The organism is Streptomyces sp. NPDC059695, from assembly GCF_042733785.1.
GTDB lineage: Bacteria > Actinomycetota > Actinomycetes > Streptomycetales > Streptomycetaceae > Streptomyces.
Window position 1 is genome coordinate 140,382 of the sequence record NZ_JBHWFF010000022.1, and the last position, 22,336, is coordinate 162,717.

The window sequence follows — 22,336 nt, forward strand, 5'->3', positions numbered from 1 at the left end:
CAGGTCACCTCAGTGGACGGGGTGCATGGTGCGGCGCAGCCAGGGCGCCAGGGCGATCACGACGAGGCCGGCGACGACGGCGACGGCGCCGTTCACGCCGAAGTAGACGGGCTTGGAGACGTCGTCGTAGAGCTTCACGGTCTGGGCCTGGATGCCGTTGGCGAGGGCGAGCGAGAGGAACCAGAGCGACATCGTCTGGCTGGAGAAGGCCTTCGGGGCGAGCTTGCTGGTCGCGGACATGCCGGAGGTCTCCAGGAGCACGTCGCCGAGGCCGAGCAGCAGGTACGAGCCCACGATCCACCACGCGGCCATCTGGTACGTGTCGTCGGCGTGCCCGGAGGTCGGCAGGACCATCAGCAGGAAGGAGAGGCCGCCGAGGATCACGCCGTAGGCGATCTTGTTGGAGGCGTGCGGCTGGCGGTGCCCCATCCGGGCCCAGACGGCGGCCACCACGGGGGCGAGGAGGACCTCGAAGGCGCCCAGGGCCGAGGCGTACCAGCTCGCCGGGAAGTCGAAGCCGAGGATGGTGGTGCGGGCGTTCGTGGAGGCCAGCAGGATCATCGTGGAGTACGCCTGGAAGAGGATGAAGTTGAACACCACCGAGGCCAGGAAGAGCACGATGTACGGCCTGAGGCGGCCGCGCTCCTCGGCCGTGACCCGGGGGCTGGTGAACATCACCCAGAAGTAGACGACCGGCGCGATCACCGAGATCACCGTCAGCACGTCCACGAACCGGTCCATGGTGAGCCAGCCCGCGAGCGCCAGGGCCGTGGCGAGGGCGGCCGTGACGACGGCGCCGACGATCATCAGCCTCACCGCGCGCCGCATGGCCTCGGGGGCGAGCGCGAACTCGGCGGAGTGCTTGCGCCCGGCCAGGTGACGGCGGCCCGCCACGTACTGGATCAGGCCGAGGGTCATGCCGAGGGCGGCGGCGGAGAAGCCCCAGTGGTAGCCCTTGTGGTCGGCGAGCCAGCCGGTGATCAGCGGGCCCGCGAAGGCGCCGATGTTGATCGCCATGTAGTAGAGCGCGAAACCGGCGTCGCGGCGGTCGTCGTCCGTGCGGTACAGCTTGCCGACCATCGTCGCCACGTTCGGCTTGAGCAGTCCGGTGCCGGCGCTGATCAGGCCGAGCCCGACCCAGGTCATGGCGGCGCTCGGCACCGCCATGGCGTAGTGCCCGCAGGCGATCAGGATCCCGCCCCACAGGACCGCGCGGTACGAGCCGAGGATGCGGTCGGCGAGCCAGCCGCCGGCCACCGAGACGAGGTAGACGAGGGTGCCGTAGGCGGCGGCGACGGAGGCCGCGTTGCCCGGGTCCATGCCGAGGCCGCCGTCGGCGGCCGTGGCGGCGAAGTAGAGGACGAGGATGGCCTGCATGCCGAGGAACGAGAACCGCTCCCAGACCTCCAGGCCGGAGAGCGTCAGCAGGCCCCGGGGATGTCCGAGGAAGGCGCGGTCGTCCTCGGGGGGAGGCTGTTCGCCGTTCGTATCGGTGTCGATCGTTGTTCGGGACAAAACGCTTACTCCTGGTCGTATGAGCTGATCCCGAACATACCGGGGGCGACGGGAAGGCGCCCACGGTGATCGAAAGGTGACCGGATACGCTGGCTTGAGTGAATCGAGCGACACATCGACAATCCATGTGATCGTCAACAGTCCATGTGAACAATCCGTGTGATCGTCAGCAGGCGTCAGCAGACAGGAGACCCCCTCGTGACCGTCGTCGGGCCGTTCGGTCTTAGCGTGCGGGACCAGGCTCTTGAGGCCGATGTCCAGACCGGTTTGGCGGCCGTGGAGGCGGGCCTCCTGGACGCCACCAAGAGCGATGTCCCCTTCATCACGGAGGCCGCGCAGCACCTCGTGCTCGCCGGGGGCAAGCGGTTCCGCCCCCTGCTCGTGATGCTCGCCGCCCAGTTCGGCGACCCCTACGCGCCGGGCGTCGTGCCCTCCGCCGTGGTCGTCGAGCTCACCCACCTGGCCACGCTCTACCACGACGACGTCATGGACGAGGCCGACGTCCGGCGCGGCGTCGACAGCGCCAACACCCGTTGGGGCAACTCGATCGCCGTCCTCACGGGTGACTTCCTCTTCGCCCGCGCCTCGCACACGCTCGCGGACCTCGGTCCCGAGGCCGTACGCATCCAGTCCGAGGCGTTCGAACGGCTCGTGACCGGTCAGATCCTGGAGACCGCCGGTCCGACGGACGGCCGCGACCCCGTCGACCACTACCTCGACGTCCTCGGCGGCAAGACCGGCTCCCTCGTCGCCGTCGCCTGCCGCTTCGGCGCCATGATGTCCGGCGCCGACGACAGCATCGTCGACACCCTCACCCAGTACGGCGAGCGGCTCGGCGTCGCCTTCCAGCTCGCCGACGACGTCCTCGACATCGCCTCCGACTCCCACGAGTCCGGGAAGACCCCCGGCACCGACCTCCGCGAGGGCATCCCGACCCTCCCCGTCCTCCGCCTGCGGGCCGCCGCGGCCGCCCACGGGCGCCCGGAGGACCTGGAGCTCGTCGCCCTGATCGACGGCGACCTCAGCGACGACGAGCGGCACGCCGAGGCCCTGCGGCGGCTGCGCGCCCACCCCGCCCTGGAGCAGGCGCGCCGGGACACCGTGCGGTACGCCGAGGAGGCGCGCGCGATGCTGGCGCCGCTGCCCGAGGGGTACGCGAAGGCGGCCCTGGCCGAGATGTGCGACGCCGTGGTCCACCGCGCGGGGTAGGCCTTCTCAGGGTCGGGTCATCCCGAAGCAGTACGTGAGGTTGATCCCGGGGTCTGACGATTCCGCGCCGCCGCCTTGGTGAGATGGAGACATCATCCACAGGGGCAGCACGGCACGGAGGTAGCGGAGACCATGGCAGAGACCCGTAAGGCGAGCCGGTTCATCGTCCCGGTCGCGGTGGCAGGAGTGGCCGCGGCGACCATCGGGCTCGTCCCGGCGCTGGCGGCGTCCGGCGACCCGGACCTGCCGGAGATCACGGCCCAGCAGCTGATCGAGAAGATCGCCGCATCGGACACCCAGACCCTGTCCGGCACGTTCAAGATCTCCACCGACCTGGGCCTGCCGTCCCTCGGCGGCCTGGCGTCCGGCCTCGGGGGCCTGGGCGGCGGCGGCTCCTCGTCGGCCGACCCGTCCGAGAAGCTCACCGAGCTCGTCTCGGGCAGCCACACGCTGCGCGTGGCGGCGGACGGCCCGGAGCGCCAGCGGCTGACCCTGCTCGACGGCTCCGACGAGTACAGCCTGATCCACAACGGCGACGACGTCTGGGGCTACGACAGCAAGTCGAACGAGGCCTTCCACGAGAAGGGCGCGGGGTCCGGTGCCCCCGAGGAGGAGCAGAAGCTCCCCAGCACGCCCAAGGAGCTCGCCGACGAGGTCCTGAAGGCCGCGGGCGACACCACGTCGATCACGGTCGGCGGGACGGCGAAGGTGGCCGGCCGGGACGCGTACCAGCTGGTGATCAAGCCGAAGCAGGCCGGTTCGACGGTCGAGTCCGTGAAGATCGCGGTGGACGCGGCGAACGGCACCCCGCTGAAGTTCACCCTCTCCTCGGTCGAGGGCGGCAAGCCGGTCGTCGACGCGGGCTTCACGAAGATCGACTTCGGCCGGCCCGCCGCCTCCGAGTTCACCTTCAAGGCGCCGAAGGGCGCGAAGGTGACCGAGGGCGCCGCCCAGAAGGCGGCGGAGGAGTCGGGCGACGACCTGCCCGAGGGCTTCGAGGGGGGCTTCCCGGGCCTCGGGAAGGGCTTCGGGGGCTCCGGCGAGGGTCTGAACGTCATCGGTGAGGGCTGGACGAGCATCGCGAAGATCGACACGGGCGCTCCGGCCCCGAAGACCGACGAGGCGCCGAAGGAGATCCAGGGCTTCCTGGACTCCTTCGGCGACAAGGTCACCGGGAAGTTCGGCTCCGGCACCGTCTTCAGCACGAAGCTGGTGAACGCGCTCCTCACCGACGACGGCAAGGTCTACGTCGGCGCGGTGACGAAGGACGCGCTGGTGGACGCGGCGAACTCCGGCAGGTAACGCCGGCGGGAATCGCCGGAGTTGGGACCCCGGGCGGGTCGGGGGCGAAATTCACCGACCCACCCGGGAGCTCTCTGCGCCTCGCGGGAGAGGTGTTACGGGAAGGTCAGCTTGAAGCCGCTGATGTATCCCGTGTCGACCGAGGCCTTGTCCTGGACGCGGAGCTTCCAGGCGCCGTTGGCGACCTCCGAGGAGGCGTTCACGGTGTAGGTGGTGTTGATGTTGTCGGCGCTGCCCCCGGCCCGGTTGCTGAGGCTGTAGACGGAGCCGTCGGGGGCGATCAGGTCGACGACCAGGTCACCGATGTAGGTGTGGACGATGTCCACGCCGACCTTGAGGGTGCTCGGCGCGTTGCCCGTGATGCCGGTGACGTTGACCGTCGAGGTGACCGCGGCGCCGTTGTCCGGGATGGAGACGTCGGCGGTGTTCTCGAAGACCGTGCCGGTCGGCGGGGTCGTGGTCCCGGTGGACAGGTTCCAGATCGCGTACGCGATGGCGTCGGCGTTGCGGTCCAGGGCGGTGTCGTTGATGTTCGCCGTGGTGTCGCAGGACGCGTGGTAGCAGCGGTCGAAGGCCTGGCCGGCCGTGCCGCCCCACTTCTGCGCCTGCGCCGCGGTCTTGGTGTAGTCGGCGCCGGAGAAGAGCCCGCCGACGGGGATGCCCACGTTCTTGAAGGGCGCGTGGTCGGAGCGGCCGTCGCCCTCGGTCTCGATCTCGGTGGGGATCCCGAGCCCGGCGAAGTAGGTCTTGAAGGTCTGCTCGATCGTGGGGTCGTCGTCGTAGACGAAGTAGCCCGGGTTGGGCGAGCCGATCATGTCGAAGTTCAGGTAGCCGCTGATCTTCGACCGCTCCGCGGCGGGCAGGTTGTTGACGTAGTACTTCGACCCGACGAGCCCGAGCTCCTCGGCGCCCCACCAGCCGAAGCGCAGGTGCTTCGTCGGCTGGAGCTGGGCGCGGGAGACGGCGAGCGCGGTCTCCAGGGTCGCGGCGGACCCGGAGCCGTTGTCGTTGATGCCGGGGCCCGCGGTGACCGAGTCCAGGTGCGAACCGGCCATGAGGACCTGGTTCGGGTCGCCGCCCGGCCAGTCGGCTATCAGGTTGTAGCCGGTGGCGCCGCTGGAGGTGAAGGTCTGCAGGGTGGTCGTGTAGCCGGCGGCGTCCAGCTTCGCCTTCACGAAGTCGATCGAGGCCTTGTAGCCGGTGCGGCCGTGGGCGCGGTTGCCGCCGTTGGCGGTGGCGATCGACTGGAGGTCCGCCAGGTGCTGCTTGACGTTGGCGAGCGGGATGTCGGGCGCGGCGACGGCCGCCTGCGACCCGGCGGAGGCGGTACCGGTCAGTCCGCCGAGGGCGAGCGCCGCGAGGGCGGCGGCCGCGGTGATGCGTCTGGGCACGGAGATGTTCATGTGGGGGCTCCGGATTCCGAACGGGGATGGGACGGAACGTGCGAGACGCCTCGGGCGTGGGTGCCACGAGGCGCTGGAGCTGTGCGGGTGCGCGGTTGTTCAGTTGTGCGGTCGTTCGGTCGTGCGTGCTGAATGTTCAGTGAGAGTTTGACTCCGCGTCAAGAGCGGAAACCGGTCAGGTGTGTTCGCTCACCGGACGAGCGCGTCCGTCGCGGCCTCCCGGACCCGGGCGTCGGGGTCCCGCCCCAACTCCCGCAGCAGGTGCGGGACTCCGGGGGTCGACCAGTACGCCACCGCCTCGACCAGCGCGATCCGGACCGCCGGGTCGGGGTGCCGGGCGAGCCCGGAGAGCCGCGCCAGCGGGCCGCGCCGCCGCATCCCGTACCCGTGCAGGGCCTCGCGCAGCGCCGCCGTGTCCCCCCGCGCCTCCGCCGCCTCCACGCGCGCGAGGAGCACCCGGGGCGGGGGCGGCGGCCCGTCCAGGGGGTGCGGGCGGCGCTCCGCGAGCCGCCGTGAGCCGTAGCCCCCGCGCTCCCGGCAGCCGAAGCAGAGGCAGGGCGCGGTGCCGTGGGCGCCGGGCCGGTAGCGCCAGCCGTTGACCTGCCGCACCGCACGGATGTGGCGCACCTCGGCGGGGGTGACGGACCGCGCCAGGAACACCTCCCAGCCCCGGGCGTCCGGGGCCGCGGCCACCCGCCGTACCGCCTCCGCCGCCGTCACGCGGGCCGGCTCGCGGTCGCTGTACCGGCCGACGCCCACCGGCTCCTCGTCCGGGAGCCGCACCTGCACGGCGACGAGGCCGCGCGGCCCCGGCCGCCGGGACAGCTCGCGCAGCCACTGGTGGGTGAGGGTGTACGAGGGGAGGACCGGGAAGAGGAACACCCCGCGCCACTCGCCGCGCCCGGCGGCCCGGACCCCGGAACGGCGGACACGCGCCGCGTGCGCGCCGGGGGTGAGGTGGACGAAGGTCGCCATGGGGGTCATCGCTCCTGGTCGCGGGGGTTCGGTCCGGGCTCGCTGGGGGTCATCGCCGGGCGGTCCAGGATCTCGATGTACGCGATCCGGCCATGGACGACGTCGAGGTTGAGCATCCCCTCGCGACGAGTTCGGGGTACACCTCGCGGACGAGCGGCGGTTCGGAGGGCGGGCCGTCGCCCGGTGACGTGCTGCTCATGCGGGGGAGTCTGGCGGCCCGGCGGGCGATCGGCATCCGGATTTTCCGCCGGTGGCGTGACCCGGGGACGAGCCGGGACGGCGTGGGACGGACGGCGGGGGGCTCCAGGCACTAGGGTCGGGCTCCCTCGACCCCCCGCCCCGAAGGAGCGCACGCACATGAAGATCGCCGTACTGGGAACGGGCGAGGTCGGGCGCCGTCTCGCCACCAAGCTGGTCTCGCTGGGGCACGAGGTGGCCATGGGCTCCCGTACCGCCGACAACGCCGACGCCGCCAAGTGGGCCGGGGAGCACGGCGGGACGCACGGGACCTTCGCCGACGCGACCGGTCCCGCCGAGCTGGTCGTCAACGCCACGGGCGGGCTCGTGTCCCTGGCCGCCGTCGAGGCCGCGGGCGCCGCGAACCTGCGCGGCAAGGTCCTGATCGACGTGTCCAACGCGCTCGACTTCTCGGAGGGCTTCCCGCCCAAGGTCGGCCTGCCCGACGGCAGGAGCGTCGCCGAGCACCTGCAGGGCGCCTTCCCGGAGGCGCGGGTCGTCAAGACGCTCAACACCATGACCAACACCGTGATGGTCGAGCCCGGCCGGGTCCCCGGGCACCACAACGTCTTCCTGAGCGGCGACGACGCCGACGCGAAGGCCGTGGTCGCCGAGCTGCTCGCCTCCTTCGGCTGGGCCGCCGACCGGATCATCGACCTCGGCGACCTGTCGAGCGCCCGCGCCACCGAGCAGCTCATGCCCCTGTGGCTGCGGCTCTACGGGCTGCTCGGCACCGGGGACTTCAACTTCGGTGTCGCGGGCGGCTGAACCCGCAGGTGGTCCAGGAGGCCCTCCGCCTCCGGGTAGGGCGTCTCCCGGGGGAGGAGCCGGCCGGCCGCCTCCAGGTCTCCGGACCGGACCAGGCCGTGGACCTCGTGGGCGAGCGCGGTCACGTCCGTGACGGAGACCGTCCACTCGTCGGCGTACCGCCGGGAGGCCTCGCCCGACAGGCCGAGCTGCAGTGAGCGGTACGGGAGCGGCCGCAGGTGCGCGTCGCGCTCGGGGTCCCACTGGACCCGGGCCGACGCCTCCCTCAACTGCCGCTTCCAGGAGGCCTGGTCGGTGTGGACGCCGCGCTCGTAGTGGGAGAGGCAGGCGTTCCGCAGGGCCCACTCGAAGCCCTCGCGGGTGATCTCCACGGCGAGGACGGTCTCCTGGCCCTCCTTCGTCCCCCAGCCGCAGCGGTACATCATCCACAGGAACGACGGCTTGATCCACGTCATCCGGTCCCGCTTCCACGCGGCGGGGAAGCGGCCGTCACGGGCCGCGGGCAGCCCGATCCCGGGCCGGTACGCCTGGTAGACGGTGACCGTGCGGGCAGTGTGGAGCGCGCGGATCCGGTACTTCGGTTCTTCCATGCGCCCCAGGGTGCGGGGGGACCGCCGGGCGCGGCCACCGGATTTCTCAGGACACCCCCGCCGCCTCCCGCGCGTCGTACGCCTCCCGGGCCACCGCGATCTCGTTCTGGTGCTGCTCGGTCCAGGTCACCAGGGACCGGATCGTGGTGTGCAACGTGCCGCCCAGAGCCGTCAGTTCGTACTCCACGCGTGGCGGGACCACCGGGTGCACGGTCCGCTTCACGAGGCCGTCGCGCTCCAGCTGGCGCAGCGTCACCGTCAGCATGCGCTGGCTGACGCCGTCGATCTCCCGCTTGAGCTCGGTGAACCGCAGGACGCGTCGGTCCAGCAGCGCGATGACGAGCAGCGACCACTTGTCGGCGACCCGGTCGAGGATCTGCCGCACCTCGCAGTCCTCGCGCGTGTCCCACTGGAAGGGGTCGGGGTCGCCCGCGCTTCCGTAGGTTCCCTCGCAGTGACTCGGGTACTTCGAAGTGCCTTCTTCCATGGCACCCGATCCTCCCGCAGGCTGCAGATGGTTACAAGAGGGAACCGACCCTCGCTTCCGTAACCGGCCACCCCAACCCGTCACGTCCTGGAGACAGTTGTGTCCGTACGCGCCTGGAGTCTGCTCCTCGTCCTCTGCGGGACGATCTTCCTCGAAGGCATCGACGTCGCCATGCTCGCCGTCGCCGTCCCCACCGTCCGCGCCGACCTCGGCCTCAGCACCGGCACCGCCGCCTGGGTCATGTCCGCCTACGTCCTCGGCTACGCCGGCTTCACCCTCCTCGGCGGCAGAGCCGCCGACCTGCTCGGCCGGCGCCGGATGTTCCTCGGCTGGCTCGCCGTCTTCCTCGTCTTCTCCGGCCTCGGCGGCCTCGCCGACGAGGGCTGGACCCTCATCCTGGCCCGCTTCGTCACCGGCGTCGCCGCCGCCTTCATGACCCCCGCCGCCCTGTCGATCATCACCACCTCGTACGAGGAGGGCCCGCAGCGGAACCAGGCGCTCCTCGTCTTCGCCGGCACCGCCGCCGGCGGCTTCTCCCTCGGCCTCGTCATCGGCGGACTCCTCACCCAGCTCGGCTGGCGCTGGGTCTTCTTCGCCCCCGTCCTGCTCGCCGCCGCGATCCTCGTCGCCGCGCTGCGGCTCATCCCGAAGGAGCCCCGCCCGGCCCGCGGGAAGGGCGGCTTCGACCTCGCCGGGGCGCTCACCGCCGCCGGGGCCATGCTGCTCCTCGCCTACGGCGTCGTCCGCCTGGAGCACGGGCTCGACGGCTGGACCGTCACGGCCGCCGCGATCGCCGGCGGGCTCCTCCTCGCCGGGCTCTTCGTCGCCGTCGAGCGCCGCGCCGCCGTCCCGCTCGTCCGCCTCGGCATCCTCGAGCGGGCCTCCCTGATCCGCGCCGACCTGGGCGCCCTGCTCTTCGTCGGCTCCTTCTTCGGCTTCCAGTTCGTGGCCACCCTCTACCTCCAGGAGCTGCGCGGCTGGTCGTCCCTGGAGACGGCGCTCGCCCTGCTCGTCATGGGCTGCGACGCGGTCCTCGCGCCGACGCTGACCCCCCGGCTCGTGGCCCGCTTCGGCAACGCCCGGGTGATCCTCGGCGGCTTCGTCCTCGCCGTCGTGTCGTACGCGCTGTTCCTGCCGGTCGGGCCGGACTGGTCCTACGCGGCGATGTTCCCGACGCTGCTGCTCACCGGGATCGCCTTCGCCCTCGCGTACGGACCGCTCACGATCGCCGGCACCGACGGCATCGCGGAGGAGGACCAGGGGCTCGCGAGCGGGCTGCTCACCACGGCCACCCAGTTCGGCTCGGCGGTCGGCATCGCGGCCGTCACGGCGGTGTACGGCATCGCGGGCGGCGGCATCGGCGGCTTCCGGGCGGCGCTCGTCGTGCCCGTGGTGATGGTCGTACTGGGCGCCGTGATCTCGGCGACGGGGGTGCGGGCCGAGCGGCGTGCGGGGGTCCCGGAGGCTGCGACCGAAGTCACGGTCTGAACGCCCCGGTACGCACCTAATGTGGAGGGATGAACGAATCGCCCGTCTGCCCGCTGGCCGACGTCGCCGCCACGTACATGCCCCGGCTCTCGGAGTTCTCCGTCGAGCCGGGGCTCGTGGCCGCCGTCGACCAGCACGCGGCGGCCGTGTGCGACGCGCTGCTCCCGGCCCGGCGCGGCCCGGAGGGCAGGACCGTGCGCCGGGAGGAGCTCGCCGACTACGTCCTCGGCTTCACCGACCGGCTCTCCGAGGCCGAGTGGACGGAGCCCGCCGGCCACGACTTCGCGACCCTGCGCCTGACGGCGGTGTGCTGGCTGATCCGGGAGCACGGCCTGCTGGCCGTGTGACGACCGCGGTCGGGGCGCGGAGTCCGGGGCGCGGAGTCCGGGGCGCGGAGTCCGGGGCGCGGAGGTCAGGGGGCGGAGGTCACGGGGGCCGCGGGAGCGGTCTCCGCGCGGGACGCGGCGGCGGCCGCCTCGACCGCCGCGCGGCTCTTCCGGGCGGTCCGGAGCGCGTCCCAGGTGAGGAGCGTCAGGGCCAGCCAGACGAGGGAGAAGCCCGCCCAGCGCTCCGGCGGCATCTCCTCGTGGAAGTACACGACGCCGAGCAGGAACTGGAAGGTCGGCGCCAGGTACTGGAGCAGGCCGAGCGTCGACAGCGGGACGCGGATGGCCGCCGCGCCGAAGCAGACCAGCGGCACCGCCGTGACGATCCCGGTGGCGGCGAGCAGCGCGGTGTGGCCCGCGCCGTGCGAGCCGAAGGCCAGGGTGCCCCGGGTGCCCAGCCAGACGAGGTAGCCGAGGGCGGGCAGGAACTGCACGGCGGTCTCGGCGGCGAGCGACTCCAGGCCGCCGAGGTTGACCTTCTTCTTCACCAGGCCGTAGACGGCGAAGGAGAACGCGAGCGTGAGCGAGATCCAGGGCGGCCGCCCGGCACCCGCCGCGAGGACCACCACGGCCGAGAACCCGACGCCGACCGCCGCCCACTGCACGGGGCGCAGCCGCTCCTTCAGGACGAGGACGCCGAGGGCGATGGTGACGAGCGGGTTGATGAAGTAGCCCAGGGAGGCCTCGACGACGTGGCCCGTGTTCACGGACCAGATGTACAGGCCCCAGTTCACGGTGATCACGGCGGCGGCGACGGTGATCAGACCGAGCTTGCGCGGGCTGCGCACGAGCTCGGGTATCCAGCTCCAGCGGCGCAGCGCGAGCAGCGCGATGCCGACGAAGGCCAGGGACCACACCATCCGGTGGGCGAGGATCTCGACCGCGCCGGCCGGCTTGAGGAGCGGCCAGAAGAGCGGGACCAGTCCCCACATGCCGTAGGCGCCGATCCCGTAGAGCAGTCCTGCTCTTCCCTCGTTCTTCTCGGTCTTCACCCGGACCTCCCGCCCTGTGCCGCGCTGTCCTGTCGAAGGTAGCGCCGCACGGGGCGGGTTGTCATGCCCGTACCGGCATACGGTCATGACAACGTTACGAGGCGGCCAGCGCCTCCCTGATCGACTCGGCGACCGGGGTGGTCGGGCGGCCGATCAGACGCGCCAGGTCTCCCGTCCGCAGGGCGAGCGCGCCGAGCGCCGCGGCCCGGTCCACGTCGACCAGGATCTCGGCGAAGGGCCCCGGGACCCCGGCGCCGGTGAGGATCTCCAGGTGGGTCGCGGCGGGGACGTCGCTGTAGACGATCTCCCGGCCGGTCTGCCCGGCGATCTCGGCCGCGTACTCGGCGAGGGACCAGGCGGTGTCGCCGCTCAGCTCGTACACCTTGTTCCGGTGCTCCTCGGCCGGGCCGGTCAGGACGGCGGCCGCGGCGGCGGCGTAGTCGGCGCGGGAGGCGGAGGCGATCCGGCCCTCGCCGGCATTGGCCACGACGGCGCCGTGGGCCAGGACCGGGGCGAGGTTCGCGGTGTAGTTCTCGGAGTACCAGCCGTTGCGGAGGAAGGTGTACGGCAGGCCGGACGCCAGGATCAGCTCCTCGGTCGCCTTGTGCTCGTCGGCGAGCGTGAAGTCGGCCGCCGGGCCGCCGAGGACGCCGGTGTACGCGAGCTGGGCCACGCCCGCCGCCTTGGCCGCGTCGATCACGGCGCCGTGCTGCGCCACGCGCCGGCCGACCTCGCTGCCGGAGATCAGGAGCACCCGGTCGCCGGCCTCGAAGGCCTCCGCCAGGGTCTCCGGGCGGCTGTAGTCCGCGATCCGCAGCTCGATCCCGCGCTCCGCGAGGTCGGCGGCCTTCTCCTTGTCGCGGACGACGGCGGCGACGGACCCGGCGGGGACGGCGGACTCGCCGCCGAGGAGGGCGTCGATGACGAGACGGCCGAGCTGGCCGGTGGCTCCGGTGACGACGATGCTCATGGTGCTTCCTTCTTCCCGTGGGGCGTGCGGTGGGCGATGCACTCACCGTACGGCGGGCGCTAACCTTTCGTAAGTACCCACTTTGAAGTAAGGTACTGGTATGGGAGTAAGTGATAAGGCCCCGCACGCCCTGCCGCAGCCCGTCGTGGTGGACGCCATGTGCCCCGAGCGCCGCGTCCTGGAGCACGTCACCAGCCGCTGGGGCGTCCTCATCCTGATCGCGCTGGGGGAGCGCTCGTACCGCTTCAGCGAGCTGCGCCGGGCGATCGGCGGCGTCAGCGAGAAGATGCTCACGCAGACCCTCCAGACCCTGGAGCGCGACGGCTTCGTCCACCGCGACGCCAAACCCGTCATCCCGCCGCGCGTCGACTACAGCCTGACCGCACTGGGCGCGGAGGCCGCCCGCCGGGTCTCCGAGCTCGCCCGGTGGACCGCCGGCAGCCTCGACGCGGTCGAGGAGGCGCGCGTGCGTTACGACACGGTCCGGGAAGCGTCCCAATGATGGTGTAAGCGGGGCGAGTTGGTCCTCGCGTGCGTACGATCTCCCTCACCGACCGGGGGATCGTGCGGCGACCGTGGGGGAATCGTGAGGGACACGTACGGAAGAGTGCTGCGCGCCGGTGCCGTGGCTGCGGCGGGCGGGCTGCTCCTGGCGGGCTGCTCGTCGGGAGGCGGCGGGGACGACGCGCGACCGTCCCGGGCGACACCGAGTGCCCCCGCGTCCGGGACGCCGACCACGTCCCCCACACCGGGCTTCACCCCGGATCCGAAGAAGGCGCCGCGCGACGCGGCGGACGCCGAGCGCATCGCCCTCGCGATCGTGGGGAGACCCGACGACTGGGGACCCGACTTCGTCGGGCGCAGCCCGCTCCTGAGCGCCCCCGGCTACTGGCCGGTCCTCGACACGGACTGCACGTGGGAGGCCGGGACCCTGCCCCGGACCGTCCTCTACAGCGTCACCACCTACAGCGAGATCCCCGCCGCCGACGGCAAGGGACCCCTGCGCGTCGCCGCCACCGTCACCGTCCACCGCACCGCGGCCGACGCCGAATGGGAGATGGCCGCGACCCTGGAGGAAGCGCTGCGCTGCCCGGAGCAGCAGCTGCGCCAGGGCGAACGCATCACCGACCTCAAGTCGCTCGGCGTCCCCTACGGCGCCGACGAGAACCTGGACACCGTCATGGAGCAGGGTTCGTACCTCGCCGACGCCTTCAAGGGACCGCAGTCCTACAGCTGGCAGCAGCTGCGCATCGGGCAGGTGAGCGTCGCCGCCGTCGTCAAGGGAGCCCCCGGACGTGCCCCGGCGGAGGGCACCACCGCGCAGATCCGGGTCAGCGGCCTCATGCAGGCGCGCGCCAAGACGCAGTTGGGAGCCCAGTCGTGAGCCCGATGGCCGATCCCGAGCCCGGCGCGCTCCAGCCGCTGCTTCCCGCCGACCCGTCCACGATCGCCGGCTACCGCCTCCTCGGCCGGCTCGGTGCCGGCGGCATGGGCGTCGTCTACCTCGGCCGCACCGACACCGGCGAGCTCGCCGCCGTGAAGGTCACCCACGGCGACCAGGCCGACCAGCCCGACTTCCGCGCCCGCTTCCGCCGCGAGGTCGAGGCCGCCCGCCGGGTCTCCAGCCCCTGGGCCGTGCCCGTCACCGGCGCCGACCCGGACGCCCCCGAGCCGTGGATGGCCACCGCCTTCGTACCCGGACCGTCCCTCGGCGAAGCCGTCCGCGCGCACGGGCCGCTGCCCGAACGGAGCGTACGGATCCTCGGCGGCGCCGTCGCCCGCGCCCTCGCCGCCGTGCACACGGCCGGGCTCGTCCACCGGGACGTGAAGCCCGGCAACGTCCTCCTCGCCGTCGACGGGCCCCGGCTCATCGACTTCGGCATCGCCCGCGCCACCGGGGAGACCGGGCTGACCGCGACCGACATGGTCGTCGGCACCCCCGGCTTCCTCGCCCCCGAGCAGGCCGAGGCCCGCGCCGCCGACATCGGACCCGCCGCCGACGTCTTCGCGCTCGGCTGCCTCCTCGCGTTCGCCGCGACCGGCCGCCCGCCGTTCGGATCGGGCGCCCTGGACGCGCTCCTCTACCGGACCGTGCACGACGAGCCCGACCTCGCCGGGCTGCCGGAACCGCTGACCGGTCTCGTACGGCAGTGCCTCGCCAAGGACCCCGCCGCCCGGCCCACCGCCGACGAGATCGCCGCCCGGCTCACCGAGGACACCCCCGGCGCCGCCGCCGACTGGCTGCCCGCCCCCGTCGTCGCCACCATCGCCGCCCGCTCGGCGGCCATGCTGGCGCTCCCCGACATCGACGCGACCGCGCCCGGCACCGACCCCGCCGCCCCGGCCGGCTCCAGCAGACGCGGCTTCCTGCTGCTCGGCGCCGGTGCCGCAGTGCTCGCGGCGGGCGGCGGCGCGTTCGCGCTGTGGAACTCCGGACGCGACGGCACCGACGACGGGAAGAACCCCGCACCGAAGCCCCGGAACACCTGGGCCATCGGCGTCCTCGCCGACCTCTCCGGACCCGCCCGGGAGATCGGCCGGGCCCAGGAGCGCGGCGCCCGGCTCGCCGTCGAACGATTCAACGCCGCCCACCAGGGCAAGCCCTTCACCCTCGAACTCAAGGTCTCCGACGACCGGGGGGACAGCACCGGCGCCCTCGCCGCCGCCCGGCGGCTCACCACCGACCCCTCCGTGCTCGCCGTCCTCGGCCCCACCTCCGACTACACCGGCATCGCCGCGCTCCCGGCCTTCGAGGAGGCCGGTGTGCCGCTGCTCACCACCTCGGCGGGCTACAACCTCTTCACCCTGCGCGGTGAAGGCGGCGGCGTGCCGAACACGACCGTCCTCCGCGCCATCCCGCAGCACTTCATCGCCGGCGTCTACCTCGCCTACTCCGCGACGCTCCAGCCGCGGGTCCGCCGCCCCGGAGTCCTCCAGGAGCGCACCGACGACCAGTACGGCTGGCAGTACACCAGCGGCGTCGGCTTCGGCTTCAAGCAGGCCGGCATCACACCGCACTTCCGGGTCGTCCCGGGCCGGGCCACCGACTACCGTTCGATCATCGGGGAGATGATCGACGCCGGCATCGACGCCTACGTCCACAACGGCGTCCGCTCCACCGCCGTCCTCGCCGCCCGCGCCCTGAAACAACTCGGTTTCACCGGGCCCCGGTTCACCGGCCAGCACGTCTTCGGTCCGGAATTCCTGAAGGAGGCGGGGAGCGACGCCGAGGGCTGGACCGTCTGCGCGCCCGTCATGGACCCCGTCCAGCGGGCCGCCGACCCGAAGCAGAAGCCCGCCGACCGCAAGCTCGCCCAGGACTTCCTCGACGCCCACCGCAAGCGCTACGGCACCGCCCCGGCCTTCTACACCGGCGAGTCCTTCGACGTGGTCGGCATGGTGACGTCCTGGCTCGCCACGAGCGCCGGCAAGGGACCGCTCACCCGCAAGGGCCTGTGGGAGGCCCTGCGGAAGCAGAAGTACACCGGGGCCATGGGCGGCTACCAGTTCCGTGACAACGGCGAGCTCAACGGCATCGGAACCTTCCGCTACGGCGTCCAGAACGGCGCCTACACGTACCTCGGTCCTGCCCCCGCCGAGCCCGAGATGCCCAAGAAGGCCTGAGCGTGCAGCCGCTGAAGAAGGCCGACCCCTCCTCCCTCGCCGGCTACCGCCTCCTCGGGCGGCTCGGCACCGGCGGCATGGGCGTCGTCTACCTCGCCCGGTCCTCGGGCGGCGCGCTCGCCGCGCTCAAGCTCATCCGCGCCGAGCACGCCGCCGACCCCGGCTTCCGGGCCCGCTTCCGCCGCGAGGCGACCGCCGCCGAGCGGATCACCGGCCGCTGGGTCGTCCGGGTCCTCGGCGCCGACCCGGAGGCCCGCGAGCCGTGGCTGGCCACCGAGTACGTGCCCGGGCCCTCCCTCGCCGAGGCCGTGGCCCTGCACGGCGCCCTGCCTGAGCCCACGGTCCGCGCCCTGGGCGCCCGGCTCGCCGACGCCCTCGACGGCCTGCACACGGCAGGGCTCGTCCACCGCGACGTCAAGCCCGGCAACATCCTGCTCGCCCTCGACGGGCCCCGGCTCATCGACTTCGGCATCGCCCGGGTCAGCGGTGCCACCGCGCTCACCGCCACCGACGCGATGATCGGCACCCCCGGCTTCCTCGCCCCCGAACAGGCCCGGGTCACCGGCGCGGCCGACGTCGGACCGGCCGCCGACGTCTTCTCGCTCGGCTGCGTCCTCGCCTACGCGCTGACGGGCGAACGCCCTTTCGGTACGGGCGCGGTGGCGGCCGTGGTCTACCGCACCGTCCACGAGGAGCCCGACCTCGACGACGTGCAGGACACCCTGCTCCCGCTCGTCACCGCCTGCCTCGCCAAGGACCCCGCCGACCGGCCCGGCGCCGCCGAGGTACGGGACGCCCTCGGCCCGTACGAGGGGCCGGCGGCCGGGAACTGGCTGCCGCCCGGCCTGCCCGCGCTGATCGCCCAGCGGTCGTCGCGGGTCCTCGACCTGCCGGTCGCCGACCCGACCATGCTCAACCCCGGGGAACCGCACCGGCCTTCACGCCGCCGCTTCCTCGCCCTCGGCGCGGCCGGGGCCGTCGCGGGCACAGGCGGCGTCACCGCGTGGCTGCTCCGCCGCGACCCGGTCGGCGGCACGGGCGGCGAGACCGTACGGACCGCCTACACGCTCGGCGTCCTCACCGACCTCAGCGGCCCGACGAAGGCCGACGGGCGCGCCCAGGAACACGGGCTGCGCCTCGCCGCCGAGACCTTCAACGCCCGCGCCGACCGGCCCTTCGACCTGGTGCTCAAGGTGGCAGACGACGCGGGCGACCCGAAGCGGGCCGCCGCCGGGGCCCGCGCCCTCCTGGAGAACCCGGGCCTCGTCGCCGTCCTCGGCCCCACGACCGCCGAGACCGCCAAGGCGGCGGCGGACGTGCTCGTGGATCCGAGGGTGCCCCTGCTGGGCCTGGTGCCGTCGGTCGAGATCGGGGACATCCGAGGCCAGACGGACGAGATGCGCACGTACTTCGAGGTGCGGCCCAGCGCCGAGGCGATGATCGTGCCCTTCGGCCGCTATCTGAGCGAGCACCGCCTGGGCCGCACCGCCGTCATCGAGGACCGGGCCGCCGGCACCTACAGCTGGAGCGTCACCCAGAGCGCACGGAACTCGCCCCCCGCCGGAGGCACGGTCACGGTGCACCGGGTCGCGGCGGACACCGAGGACTTCGCCCCGGCGGTCCGCGCGGCACTCGCCACCTCGCCGACGGGGCTGTACTACATGGGGACGTCGCCGCGCCGGGCCGCCCTGTGCGCCAAGGCCCTGCGGCAGCAGGGCTACCGGGGTCCATGCGGAAGCGTCGAGGCCGCGCTCGGGCCGGAGTTCCTCGCCGTCGCGGGCCCGGCCGCCGAGGGGTGGTACTTCGGGACGGGCTACACCGATCCCGACACGGTCCCGGGCGCGAAGGAGTTCACGGCGGCCTACCGCAAGCGCTGGGGGCTCGCGGCCACGGACCCGGTCGACCGCTTCGCGGTGGAGTCGTACGACGCCCTCAACTGGACGGTCCAGGCCCTCCGGACCGCGACCCGGAGGAACGCGGGGCGCCAGGGCGCGGCCCTGGCGAACGTGTTCACGAAGGACGAGAAGGCGTACCGCGGCGTGGCCAGGTCCTACTACGCCCTCTCCAACGACCGCTCGGAGTCCCAGCTCGTGGGGCTGAGCCTCTGGCGCATCACATCCGGAAGGCCCCGCTGCCTCGGCCCGTACGCCGAGGCAGCGAAGCGGGACTGACCGGGAGGAGCCCCGGTCAGCCGACCACCGTCCAGGTGTCCCGGCCCGTGAGCAGCTGGGCCAGGTCGCCCTTGCCCTGCTGTTCCACCGCCGCGTCGAGCTGGTCGGCCATCAGCGTGTCGTACACCGGGCGGTCCACCGAGCGGAGGACGCCGATCGGCGTCTGGTGCAGGGTGTCCGGGTCGGCCAGGCGGGAGAGGGCGAACGCGGTCGTCGGGGTGGCCGCGTGGGCGTCGTGGACGAGGATCAGCGCCTCGTTCTCCGGGGTGACCGTGACGACCTGGAGGTCGCCGGTGGCCGGGTCGCGGACGACGCCCTTCTCGTTCTCGGCGCCGAAGCGGATCGGCTGCCCGTGTTCGAGGCGGATGACCGCCTCCTTCGCCTGGTCCTTGTCCTTCAGGACCTCGAAGGCGCCGTCGTTGAAGATGTTGCAGTTCTGGTAGATCTCGACGAGCGCCGTGCCGTTGTGCTCGGAGGCCTGCCGCAGCACCTCGGTGAGGTGCTTGCGGTCGGAGTCGACCGTCCGGGCCACGAAGCTCGCCTCGGCGCCGAGCGCCAGCGACACCGGGTTGAAGGGCGCGTCCAGCGAGCCCATCGGGGTCGACTTGGTGATCTTCCCGAGCTCCGACGTCGGGCTGTACTGGCCCTTGGTGAGGCCGTAGATCCGGTTGTTGAAGAGCAGGATCTTCAGGTTCACGTTGCGGCGCAGGGCGTGGATCAGGTGGTTGCCGCCGATGGAGAGCGCGTCGCCGTCGCCCGTGACCACCCAGACGGACAGGTCGCGGCGGGAGGTCGCGAGGCCGGTCGCGATGGCCGGGGCGCGGCCGTGGATGGAGTGCATCCCGTAGGTGTTCATGTAGTACGGGAAGCGGGAGGAGCAGCCGATGCCGGAGACGAAGACGATGTTCTCCTTCGCCAGGCCGAGTTCGGGCATGAAGCCCTGCACGGCGGCGAGGACGGCGTAGTCGCCGCAGCCGGGACACCAGCGGACCTCCTGGTCCGACTTGAAGTCCTTCATCGACTGCTGGGCCTCGGCCTTCGGCACCAGGCTGAGGAGGGTCTCCGTGGGCTCAGGCATCGATGGCCTCCTTGAGGACGGCGGCGAGCTGCTCGGCCTTGAACGGCATGCCGTTGACCTGGGTGTGGCTGCGGGCGTCGACGAGGTACTTCGCCCGGACGAGGGTGGCGAGCTGGCCGAGGTTCATCTCGGGGACCACCACCTTGTCGTACCGCTCCAGGACCTCGCCGAGGTTCTTCGGGAAGGGGTTGAGGTGGCGCAGGTGGGCCTGGGCGATGGCACCGCCCTCCCGCCGGATGCGGCGCACGGCGGCCGTGATCGGCCCGTAGGTGGAGCCCCAGCCGAGGACCAGGGTGCTCGCGCCGTCCGGGTCGTCGACCTCGACGTCCGGGACCTCGATGCCGTCGATCTTGGCCTGGCGGGTGCGGACCATGAACTCGTGGTTGGCGGGGTCGTACGAGATGTTGCCGGTGCCGTCCTGCTTCTCGATGCCGCCGATGCGGTGTTCGAGCCCGGGGGTGCCGGGCACGGCCCACGGGCGGGCGAGGGTCTCCGGGTCGCGCTTGTACGGCCAGAAGACCTCGGTGCCGTCGGCCAGGGTGTGGTTGGGCCCGGTGGCGAACCGCGTGCGCAGGTCCGGGAGTTCCTCCACGTCCGGGATGCGCCAGGGCTCGGAGCCGTTGGCCAGGTAGCCGTCGGAGAGCAGGAAGACCGGCGTGCGGTACGTGAGTGCGATCCGGGCGGCGTCGAGCGCCGCGTCGAAGCAGTCGGCGGGCGTCCTCGGGGCCACGACCGGCACCGGCGCCTCGCCGTTGCGGCCGTACATGGCCTGGAGGAGGTCGGCCTGCTCGGTCTTGGTGGGCAGACCCGTGGACGGGCCGCCGCGCTGGATGTCGACGACCAGCAGCGGCAGTTCGAGCGAGACGGCGAGTCCGATCGTCTCGGACTTCAGTGCCACGCCGGGGCCGGAGGTGGTCGTCACGGCGAGGGAGCCGCCGAAGGCCGCGCCGAGCGCCGCGCCGATCCCGGCGATCTCGTCCTCGGCCTGGAACGTCCGCACGCCGAAGTTCTTGTGCCGGGACAGCTCGTGGAGGATGTCCGAGGCCGGGGTGATCGGGTACGAGCCGAGGTAGAGCGGCAGGTCCGCCTGGCGGGCGGCGGCGACCAGGCCGTACGACAGGGCCAGGTTCCCGGAGATGTTCCGGTACGTGCCGGTGGGGAAGGCCCGGGTCGCCGGGGCGACCTCGTACGAGACGGCGAAGTCCTCGGTGGTCTCGCCGAAGTTCCAGCCGGCCCGGAACGCGGCCACGTTGGCCTCGGCGATCTCCGGCTTCTTCGCGAACTTCGTGCGCAGGAACGTCTCGGTGCCCTCGGTCGGGCGGTGGTACATCCAGGAGAGCAGCCCGAGCGCGAACATGTTCTTGCTCCGCTCGGCCTCCTTCCGGGGCAGGCCGAACTCCTTGAGCGCCTCCAGGGTCAGCGTCGTCAGCGGCACCGGGTGGACCCGGTAGCCGTCGAGCGAGCCGTCCTCCAGGGGCGAGGTCGCGTATCCGACCTTCGCCATCGCCCGCTTCGCGAACTCGTCGGTGTTGACGATGACCTCGCCGCCGCGCGGCACGTCCCCGATGTTCGCCTTGAGGGCGGCGGGGTTCATCGCGACCAGCACGTTCGGGGCGTCGCCCGGGGTCAGGATGTCGTGGTCGGCGAAGTGCAGCTGGAAGGACGACACTCCCGGCAGGGTTCCGGCAGGTGCCCGGATCTCGGCCGGGAAGTTCGGCAGCGTGGAGAGGTCGTTCCCGAAGGACGCCGTCTCCGAGGTGAAGCGGTCACCCGTGAGCTGCATGCCGTCACCCGAGTCACCCGCGAAGCGGATGATCACCCGGTCGAGCCGGCGCACTTCCTTCTCGGTGCCGTGGTGGGGCGTCGCCGGGGCGCTGCGCTGCTCCCCGACCAGGGCCTCACCGGCCTCGCTACTGACCTGGCTGGTCACTGAACTGGACCTCCCTCGCGGCAAGGGGACTCTCCGCCGGAGGCGGGGAGAAGGCTCGGGGCGCGGCGGGTGGTCCCCTGTGCGGAGATCACCTTCCGTCCCGAGGCCCACCCTACGACGGTAAGGGGGGCCTTCCCGGGACTTCTCACATCACGGATCTCTTTTTGAGACGCCCTTTTGCCCTGAATCGTCACGTTCTGTCGCCACCCGGAGCGTTCCGGAGGGTCTGATTCCGCCTCGTCCCTTGGAACTAGGACCAGGTTATCTGACAGAGTGTCAGATGATCAGGACTTCAGATACGTCAAAACCGCGAGGACCCGGCGGTGGTCGCCGTCGCTCGGGGAGAGCCCCAGCTTCAGGAAGATGTTGCTGATGTGCTTCTCCACCGCGCCGTCACTCACGACCAGCGCTTTCGCGATCGCCGAGTTCGTCCGGCCCTCCGCCATCAGGCCCAGGACCTCCCGCTCGCGCGGGGTCAGGTTCGCCAGCACGTCCTGCTGACGGCTCCGGCCCAGCAGCTGCTGCACGACCTCCGGATCCAGGGCCGTACCGCCCCCGGCGACCCGCACGACCGCGTCCACGAACTCGCGGACCTCCGCGACCCGGTCCTTCAGCAGATACCCCACACCCCGGCTGGAACCGGCCAGAAGTTCGGTGGCGTACTGCTCCTCCACGTACTGCGACAGCACCAGCACGCCCAGGCCCGGGTACTCCTTGCGCAGCCGCACCGCCGCCCGCACGCCCTCGTCGGTGTGCGTCGGCGGCATCCGCACGTCCGCCACCACCACGTCCGGCAGCGCGCCCTCACCCGCGAGGCCCGCCACCGTCTCGACCAGAGCCTCGCCGTCGCCCACGCCGGCGACGACCTCGTGTCCCAGATCGGTCAGGAGCCGGGTCAGACCCTCCCTGAGCAGCACGGAATCCTCGGCGATGACCACCCGTACCCGCCCCGCCACGTCTTGCACACTCACGCCCTGCAGCCCCCTGCTTCCGGTCCACCACTTGAACCTTCAGCATGGCACCTGCCCCGCCCCCCGCGCGGCCCATGTGGGCCCTCGCCCCGCCGTCGTGGGCCTTCGCCCCGCCCGTTGTGGGCAATCGTTCCGCTGGGGCGGAACGGGTGGGCACAACGGAACGGCGCCCTGTGCCGGGCCTAGGCTTCCGCGCCTGAACCCGCACCGCCGGTGACGGTGCCCTGGTGGTGCGGGTCC

At 72.5% G+C, this 22,336-nt stretch carries 19 protein-coding genes; 9 read left to right on the forward strand and 10 right to left on the reverse strand.

What is annotated here, in order from left to right; all coding sequences use genetic code 11:
* Window positions 1-9: 9 nt before the first annotated feature.
* Complete coding sequence (locus ACFV2S_RS26135) at window positions 10-1,515, reverse strand: peptide MFS transporter (RefSeq protein ID WP_385563720.1); 1,506 nt, start codon at window positions 1,513-1,515, stop codon at window positions 10-12.
* A 198-nt stretch (window positions 1,516-1,713) separates the two neighbouring features.
* On the opposite strand from ACFV2S_RS26135, the gene ACFV2S_RS26140 reads away from it, so the two are divergent.
* Window positions 1,714-2,724: a polyprenyl synthetase family protein gene (locus ACFV2S_RS26140; protein ID WP_385563722.1), complete on the forward strand. Its 1,011-nt coding sequence runs from the start codon at window positions 1,714-1,716 to the stop codon at window positions 2,722-2,724.
* 132 nt (window positions 2,725-2,856) lie between these two features.
* Window positions 2,857-4,026 (forward strand): outer membrane lipoprotein carrier protein LolA, encoded by a 1,170-nt coding sequence (locus ACFV2S_RS26145; RefSeq protein WP_385563725.1) that lies wholly within the window; start codon window positions 2,857-2,859, stop codon window positions 4,024-4,026.
* A 95-nt stretch (window positions 4,027-4,121) separates the two neighbouring features.
* Here ACFV2S_RS26145 and ACFV2S_RS26150 read toward each other — a convergent pair whose 3' ends face one another.
* Window positions 4,122-5,429 carry a M28 family peptidase gene (locus tag ACFV2S_RS26150; protein ID WP_385563728.1) on the reverse strand — a complete coding sequence of 436 codons (1,308 nt, stop codon included), beginning with the start codon at window positions 5,427-5,429 and terminating at the stop codon, window positions 4,122-4,124.
* 189 nt (window positions 5,430-5,618) lie between these two features.
* Complete coding sequence (locus ACFV2S_RS26155) at window positions 5,619-6,404, reverse strand: HEAT repeat domain-containing protein (protein ID WP_385563731.1); 786 nt, start codon at window positions 6,402-6,404, stop codon at window positions 5,619-5,621.
* Between the two features lie 357 nt (window positions 6,405-6,761).
* Between ACFV2S_RS26155 and ACFV2S_RS26160 the strand changes: the two genes are divergently transcribed.
* The gene (locus tag ACFV2S_RS26160; protein WP_383789555.1) at window positions 6,762-7,409 is read left to right on the forward strand and encodes an NADPH-dependent F420 reductase; all 648 of its coding nucleotides are present in this window, start codon (window positions 6,762-6,764) and stop codon (window positions 7,407-7,409) included.
* Here ACFV2S_RS26160 and ACFV2S_RS26165 read toward each other — a convergent pair.
* Complete coding sequence (locus tag ACFV2S_RS26165; RefSeq protein WP_385563734.1) at window positions 7,358-7,999, reverse strand: DUF4291 domain-containing protein; 642 nt, start codon at window positions 7,997-7,999, stop codon at window positions 7,358-7,360. The genes ACFV2S_RS26160 and ACFV2S_RS26165 overlap by 52 nt on opposite strands.
* Window positions 8,000-8,045: 46 nt before the next feature.
* Window positions 8,046-8,486, reverse strand: a complete 441-nt coding sequence (locus ACFV2S_RS26170) for a winged helix-turn-helix transcriptional regulator (RefSeq protein WP_385563737.1) — start codon at window positions 8,484-8,486, stop codon at window positions 8,046-8,048.
* Window positions 8,487-8,585: 99 nt separating this feature from the next.
* On the opposite strand from ACFV2S_RS26170, the gene ACFV2S_RS26175 reads away from it, so the two are divergent.
* Together ACFV2S_RS26175 and ACFV2S_RS26180 are read left to right on the forward strand one after the other, a co-directional pair.
* The gene (locus ACFV2S_RS26175) at window positions 8,586-9,974 is read left to right on the forward strand and encodes an MFS transporter (RefSeq protein ID WP_385563739.1); all 1,389 of its coding nucleotides are present in this window, start codon (window positions 8,586-8,588) and stop codon (window positions 9,972-9,974) included.
* Between the two features lie 29 nt (window positions 9,975-10,003).
* On the forward strand, window positions 10,004-10,321 hold the full coding sequence (locus tag ACFV2S_RS26180) for a DUF6401 family natural product biosynthesis protein (protein ID WP_385563742.1): 318 nt from the start codon (window positions 10,004-10,006) through the stop codon (window positions 10,319-10,321).
* A gap of 65 nt (window positions 10,322-10,386) precedes the next feature.
* Here ACFV2S_RS26180 and rarD read toward each other — a convergent pair whose 3' ends face one another.
* Window positions 10,387-11,292, reverse strand: a complete 906-nt coding sequence (gene rarD / locus ACFV2S_RS26185) for an EamA family transporter RarD (RefSeq protein ID WP_385563784.1) — start codon at window positions 11,290-11,292, stop codon at window positions 10,387-10,389.
* Between the two features lie 154 nt (window positions 11,293-11,446).
* Entirely contained in the window at window positions 11,447-12,322 is an 876-nt protein-coding gene (locus ACFV2S_RS26190) for an SDR family oxidoreductase (RefSeq protein ID WP_385563745.1), read from the reverse strand.
* A gap of 100 nt (window positions 12,323-12,422) precedes the next feature.
* On the opposite strand from ACFV2S_RS26190, the gene ACFV2S_RS26195 reads away from it, so the two are divergent.
* From ACFV2S_RS26195 to ACFV2S_RS26210, 4 genes are all read left to right on the forward strand, one after another.
* A complete protein-coding gene (locus ACFV2S_RS26195; protein ID WP_385563748.1) occupies window positions 12,423-12,824 on the forward strand; it encodes a winged helix-turn-helix transcriptional regulator in 402 nt (133 codons plus the stop codon).
* 84 nt (window positions 12,825-12,908) lie between these two features.
* On the forward strand, window positions 12,909-13,706 hold the full coding sequence (locus ACFV2S_RS26200; protein ID WP_385563750.1) for a hypothetical protein: 798 nt from the start codon (window positions 12,909-12,911) through the stop codon (window positions 13,704-13,706).
* Between the two features lie 5 nt (window positions 13,707-13,711).
* Window positions 13,712-15,946: a bifunctional serine/threonine-protein kinase/ABC transporter substrate-binding protein gene (locus ACFV2S_RS26205; protein ID WP_385563787.1), complete on the forward strand. Its 2,235-nt coding sequence runs from the start codon at window positions 13,712-13,714 to the stop codon at window positions 15,944-15,946.
* A gap of 2 nt (window positions 15,947-15,948) precedes the next feature.
* Window positions 15,949-18,117, forward strand: coding sequence for a bifunctional serine/threonine-protein kinase/ABC transporter substrate-binding protein (locus ACFV2S_RS26210; protein ID WP_385563753.1), 2,169 nt, complete (start codon window positions 15,949-15,951; stop codon window positions 18,115-18,117).
* 16 nt (window positions 18,118-18,133) lie between these two features.
* On the opposite strand, the gene ACFV2S_RS26215 is transcribed toward ACFV2S_RS26210, so the two are convergent.
* The 3 genes from ACFV2S_RS26215 to ACFV2S_RS26225 form a co-directional block, all read right to left on the reverse strand.
* On the reverse strand, window positions 18,134-19,195 hold the full coding sequence (locus ACFV2S_RS26215) for a 2-oxoacid:ferredoxin oxidoreductase subunit beta (RefSeq protein WP_385563756.1): 1,062 nt from the start codon (window positions 19,193-19,195) through the stop codon (window positions 18,134-18,136).
* On the reverse strand, window positions 19,188-21,125 hold the full coding sequence (locus tag ACFV2S_RS26220; protein WP_385563759.1) for a 2-oxoacid:acceptor oxidoreductase subunit alpha: 1,938 nt from the start codon (window positions 21,123-21,125) through the stop codon (window positions 19,188-19,190). The genes ACFV2S_RS26215 and ACFV2S_RS26220 overlap by 8 nt, the downstream gene beginning before the upstream one ends.
* A gap of 284 nt (window positions 21,126-21,409) precedes the next feature.
* Window positions 21,410-22,081, reverse strand: coding sequence for a LuxR C-terminal-related transcriptional regulator (locus tag ACFV2S_RS26225; RefSeq protein WP_376507496.1), 672 nt, complete (start codon window positions 22,079-22,081; stop codon window positions 21,410-21,412).
* Between the last annotated feature and the right edge of the window lie 255 nt (window positions 22,082-22,336).

Coding starts and splice junctions, on each gene's coding strand:
- ACFV2S_RS26215 (WP_385563756.1), bottom strand. CDS start 19,195: ATGCCTGAGCCCACGGAGACCCTCCTCAGCCTGGTGCCGAAGGCCGAG.
- ACFV2S_RS26145 (WP_385563725.1), top strand. CDS start 2,857: ATGGCAGAGACCCGTAAGGCGAGCCGGTTCATCGTCCCGGTCGCGGTG.
- ACFV2S_RS26165 (WP_385563734.1), bottom strand. CDS start 7,999: ATGGAAGAACCGAAGTACCGGATCCGCGCGCTCCACACTGCCCGCACG.
- ACFV2S_RS26150 (WP_385563728.1), bottom strand. CDS start 5,429: ATGAACATCTCCGTGCCCAGACGCATCACCGCGGCCGCCGCCCTCGCG.
- rarD (WP_385563784.1), bottom strand. CDS start 11,292: ATGTGGGGACTGGTCCCGCTCTTCTGGCCGCTCCTCAAGCCGGCCGGC.
- ACFV2S_RS26195 (WP_385563748.1), top strand. CDS start 12,423: ATGGGAGTAAGTGATAAGGCCCCGCACGCCCTGCCGCAGCCCGTCGTG.
- ACFV2S_RS26180 (WP_385563742.1), top strand. CDS start 10,004: ATGAACGAATCGCCCGTCTGCCCGCTGGCCGACGTCGCCGCCACGTAC.
- ACFV2S_RS26155 (WP_385563731.1), bottom strand. CDS start 6,404: ATGGCGACCTTCGTCCACCTCACCCCCGGCGCGCACGCGGCGCGTGTC.
- ACFV2S_RS26160 (WP_383789555.1), top strand. CDS start 6,762: ATGAAGATCGCCGTACTGGGAACGGGCGAGGTCGGGCGCCGTCTCGCC.
- ACFV2S_RS26170 (WP_385563737.1), bottom strand. CDS start 8,486: ATGGAAGAAGGCACTTCGAAGTACCCGAGTCACTGCGAGGGAACCTAC.
- ACFV2S_RS26190 (WP_385563745.1), bottom strand. CDS start 12,322: ATGAGCATCGTCGTCACCGGAGCCACCGGCCAGCTCGGCCGTCTCGTC.
- ACFV2S_RS26205 (WP_385563787.1), top strand. CDS start 13,712: ATGGCCGATCCCGAGCCCGGCGCGCTCCAGCCGCTGCTTCCCGCCGAC.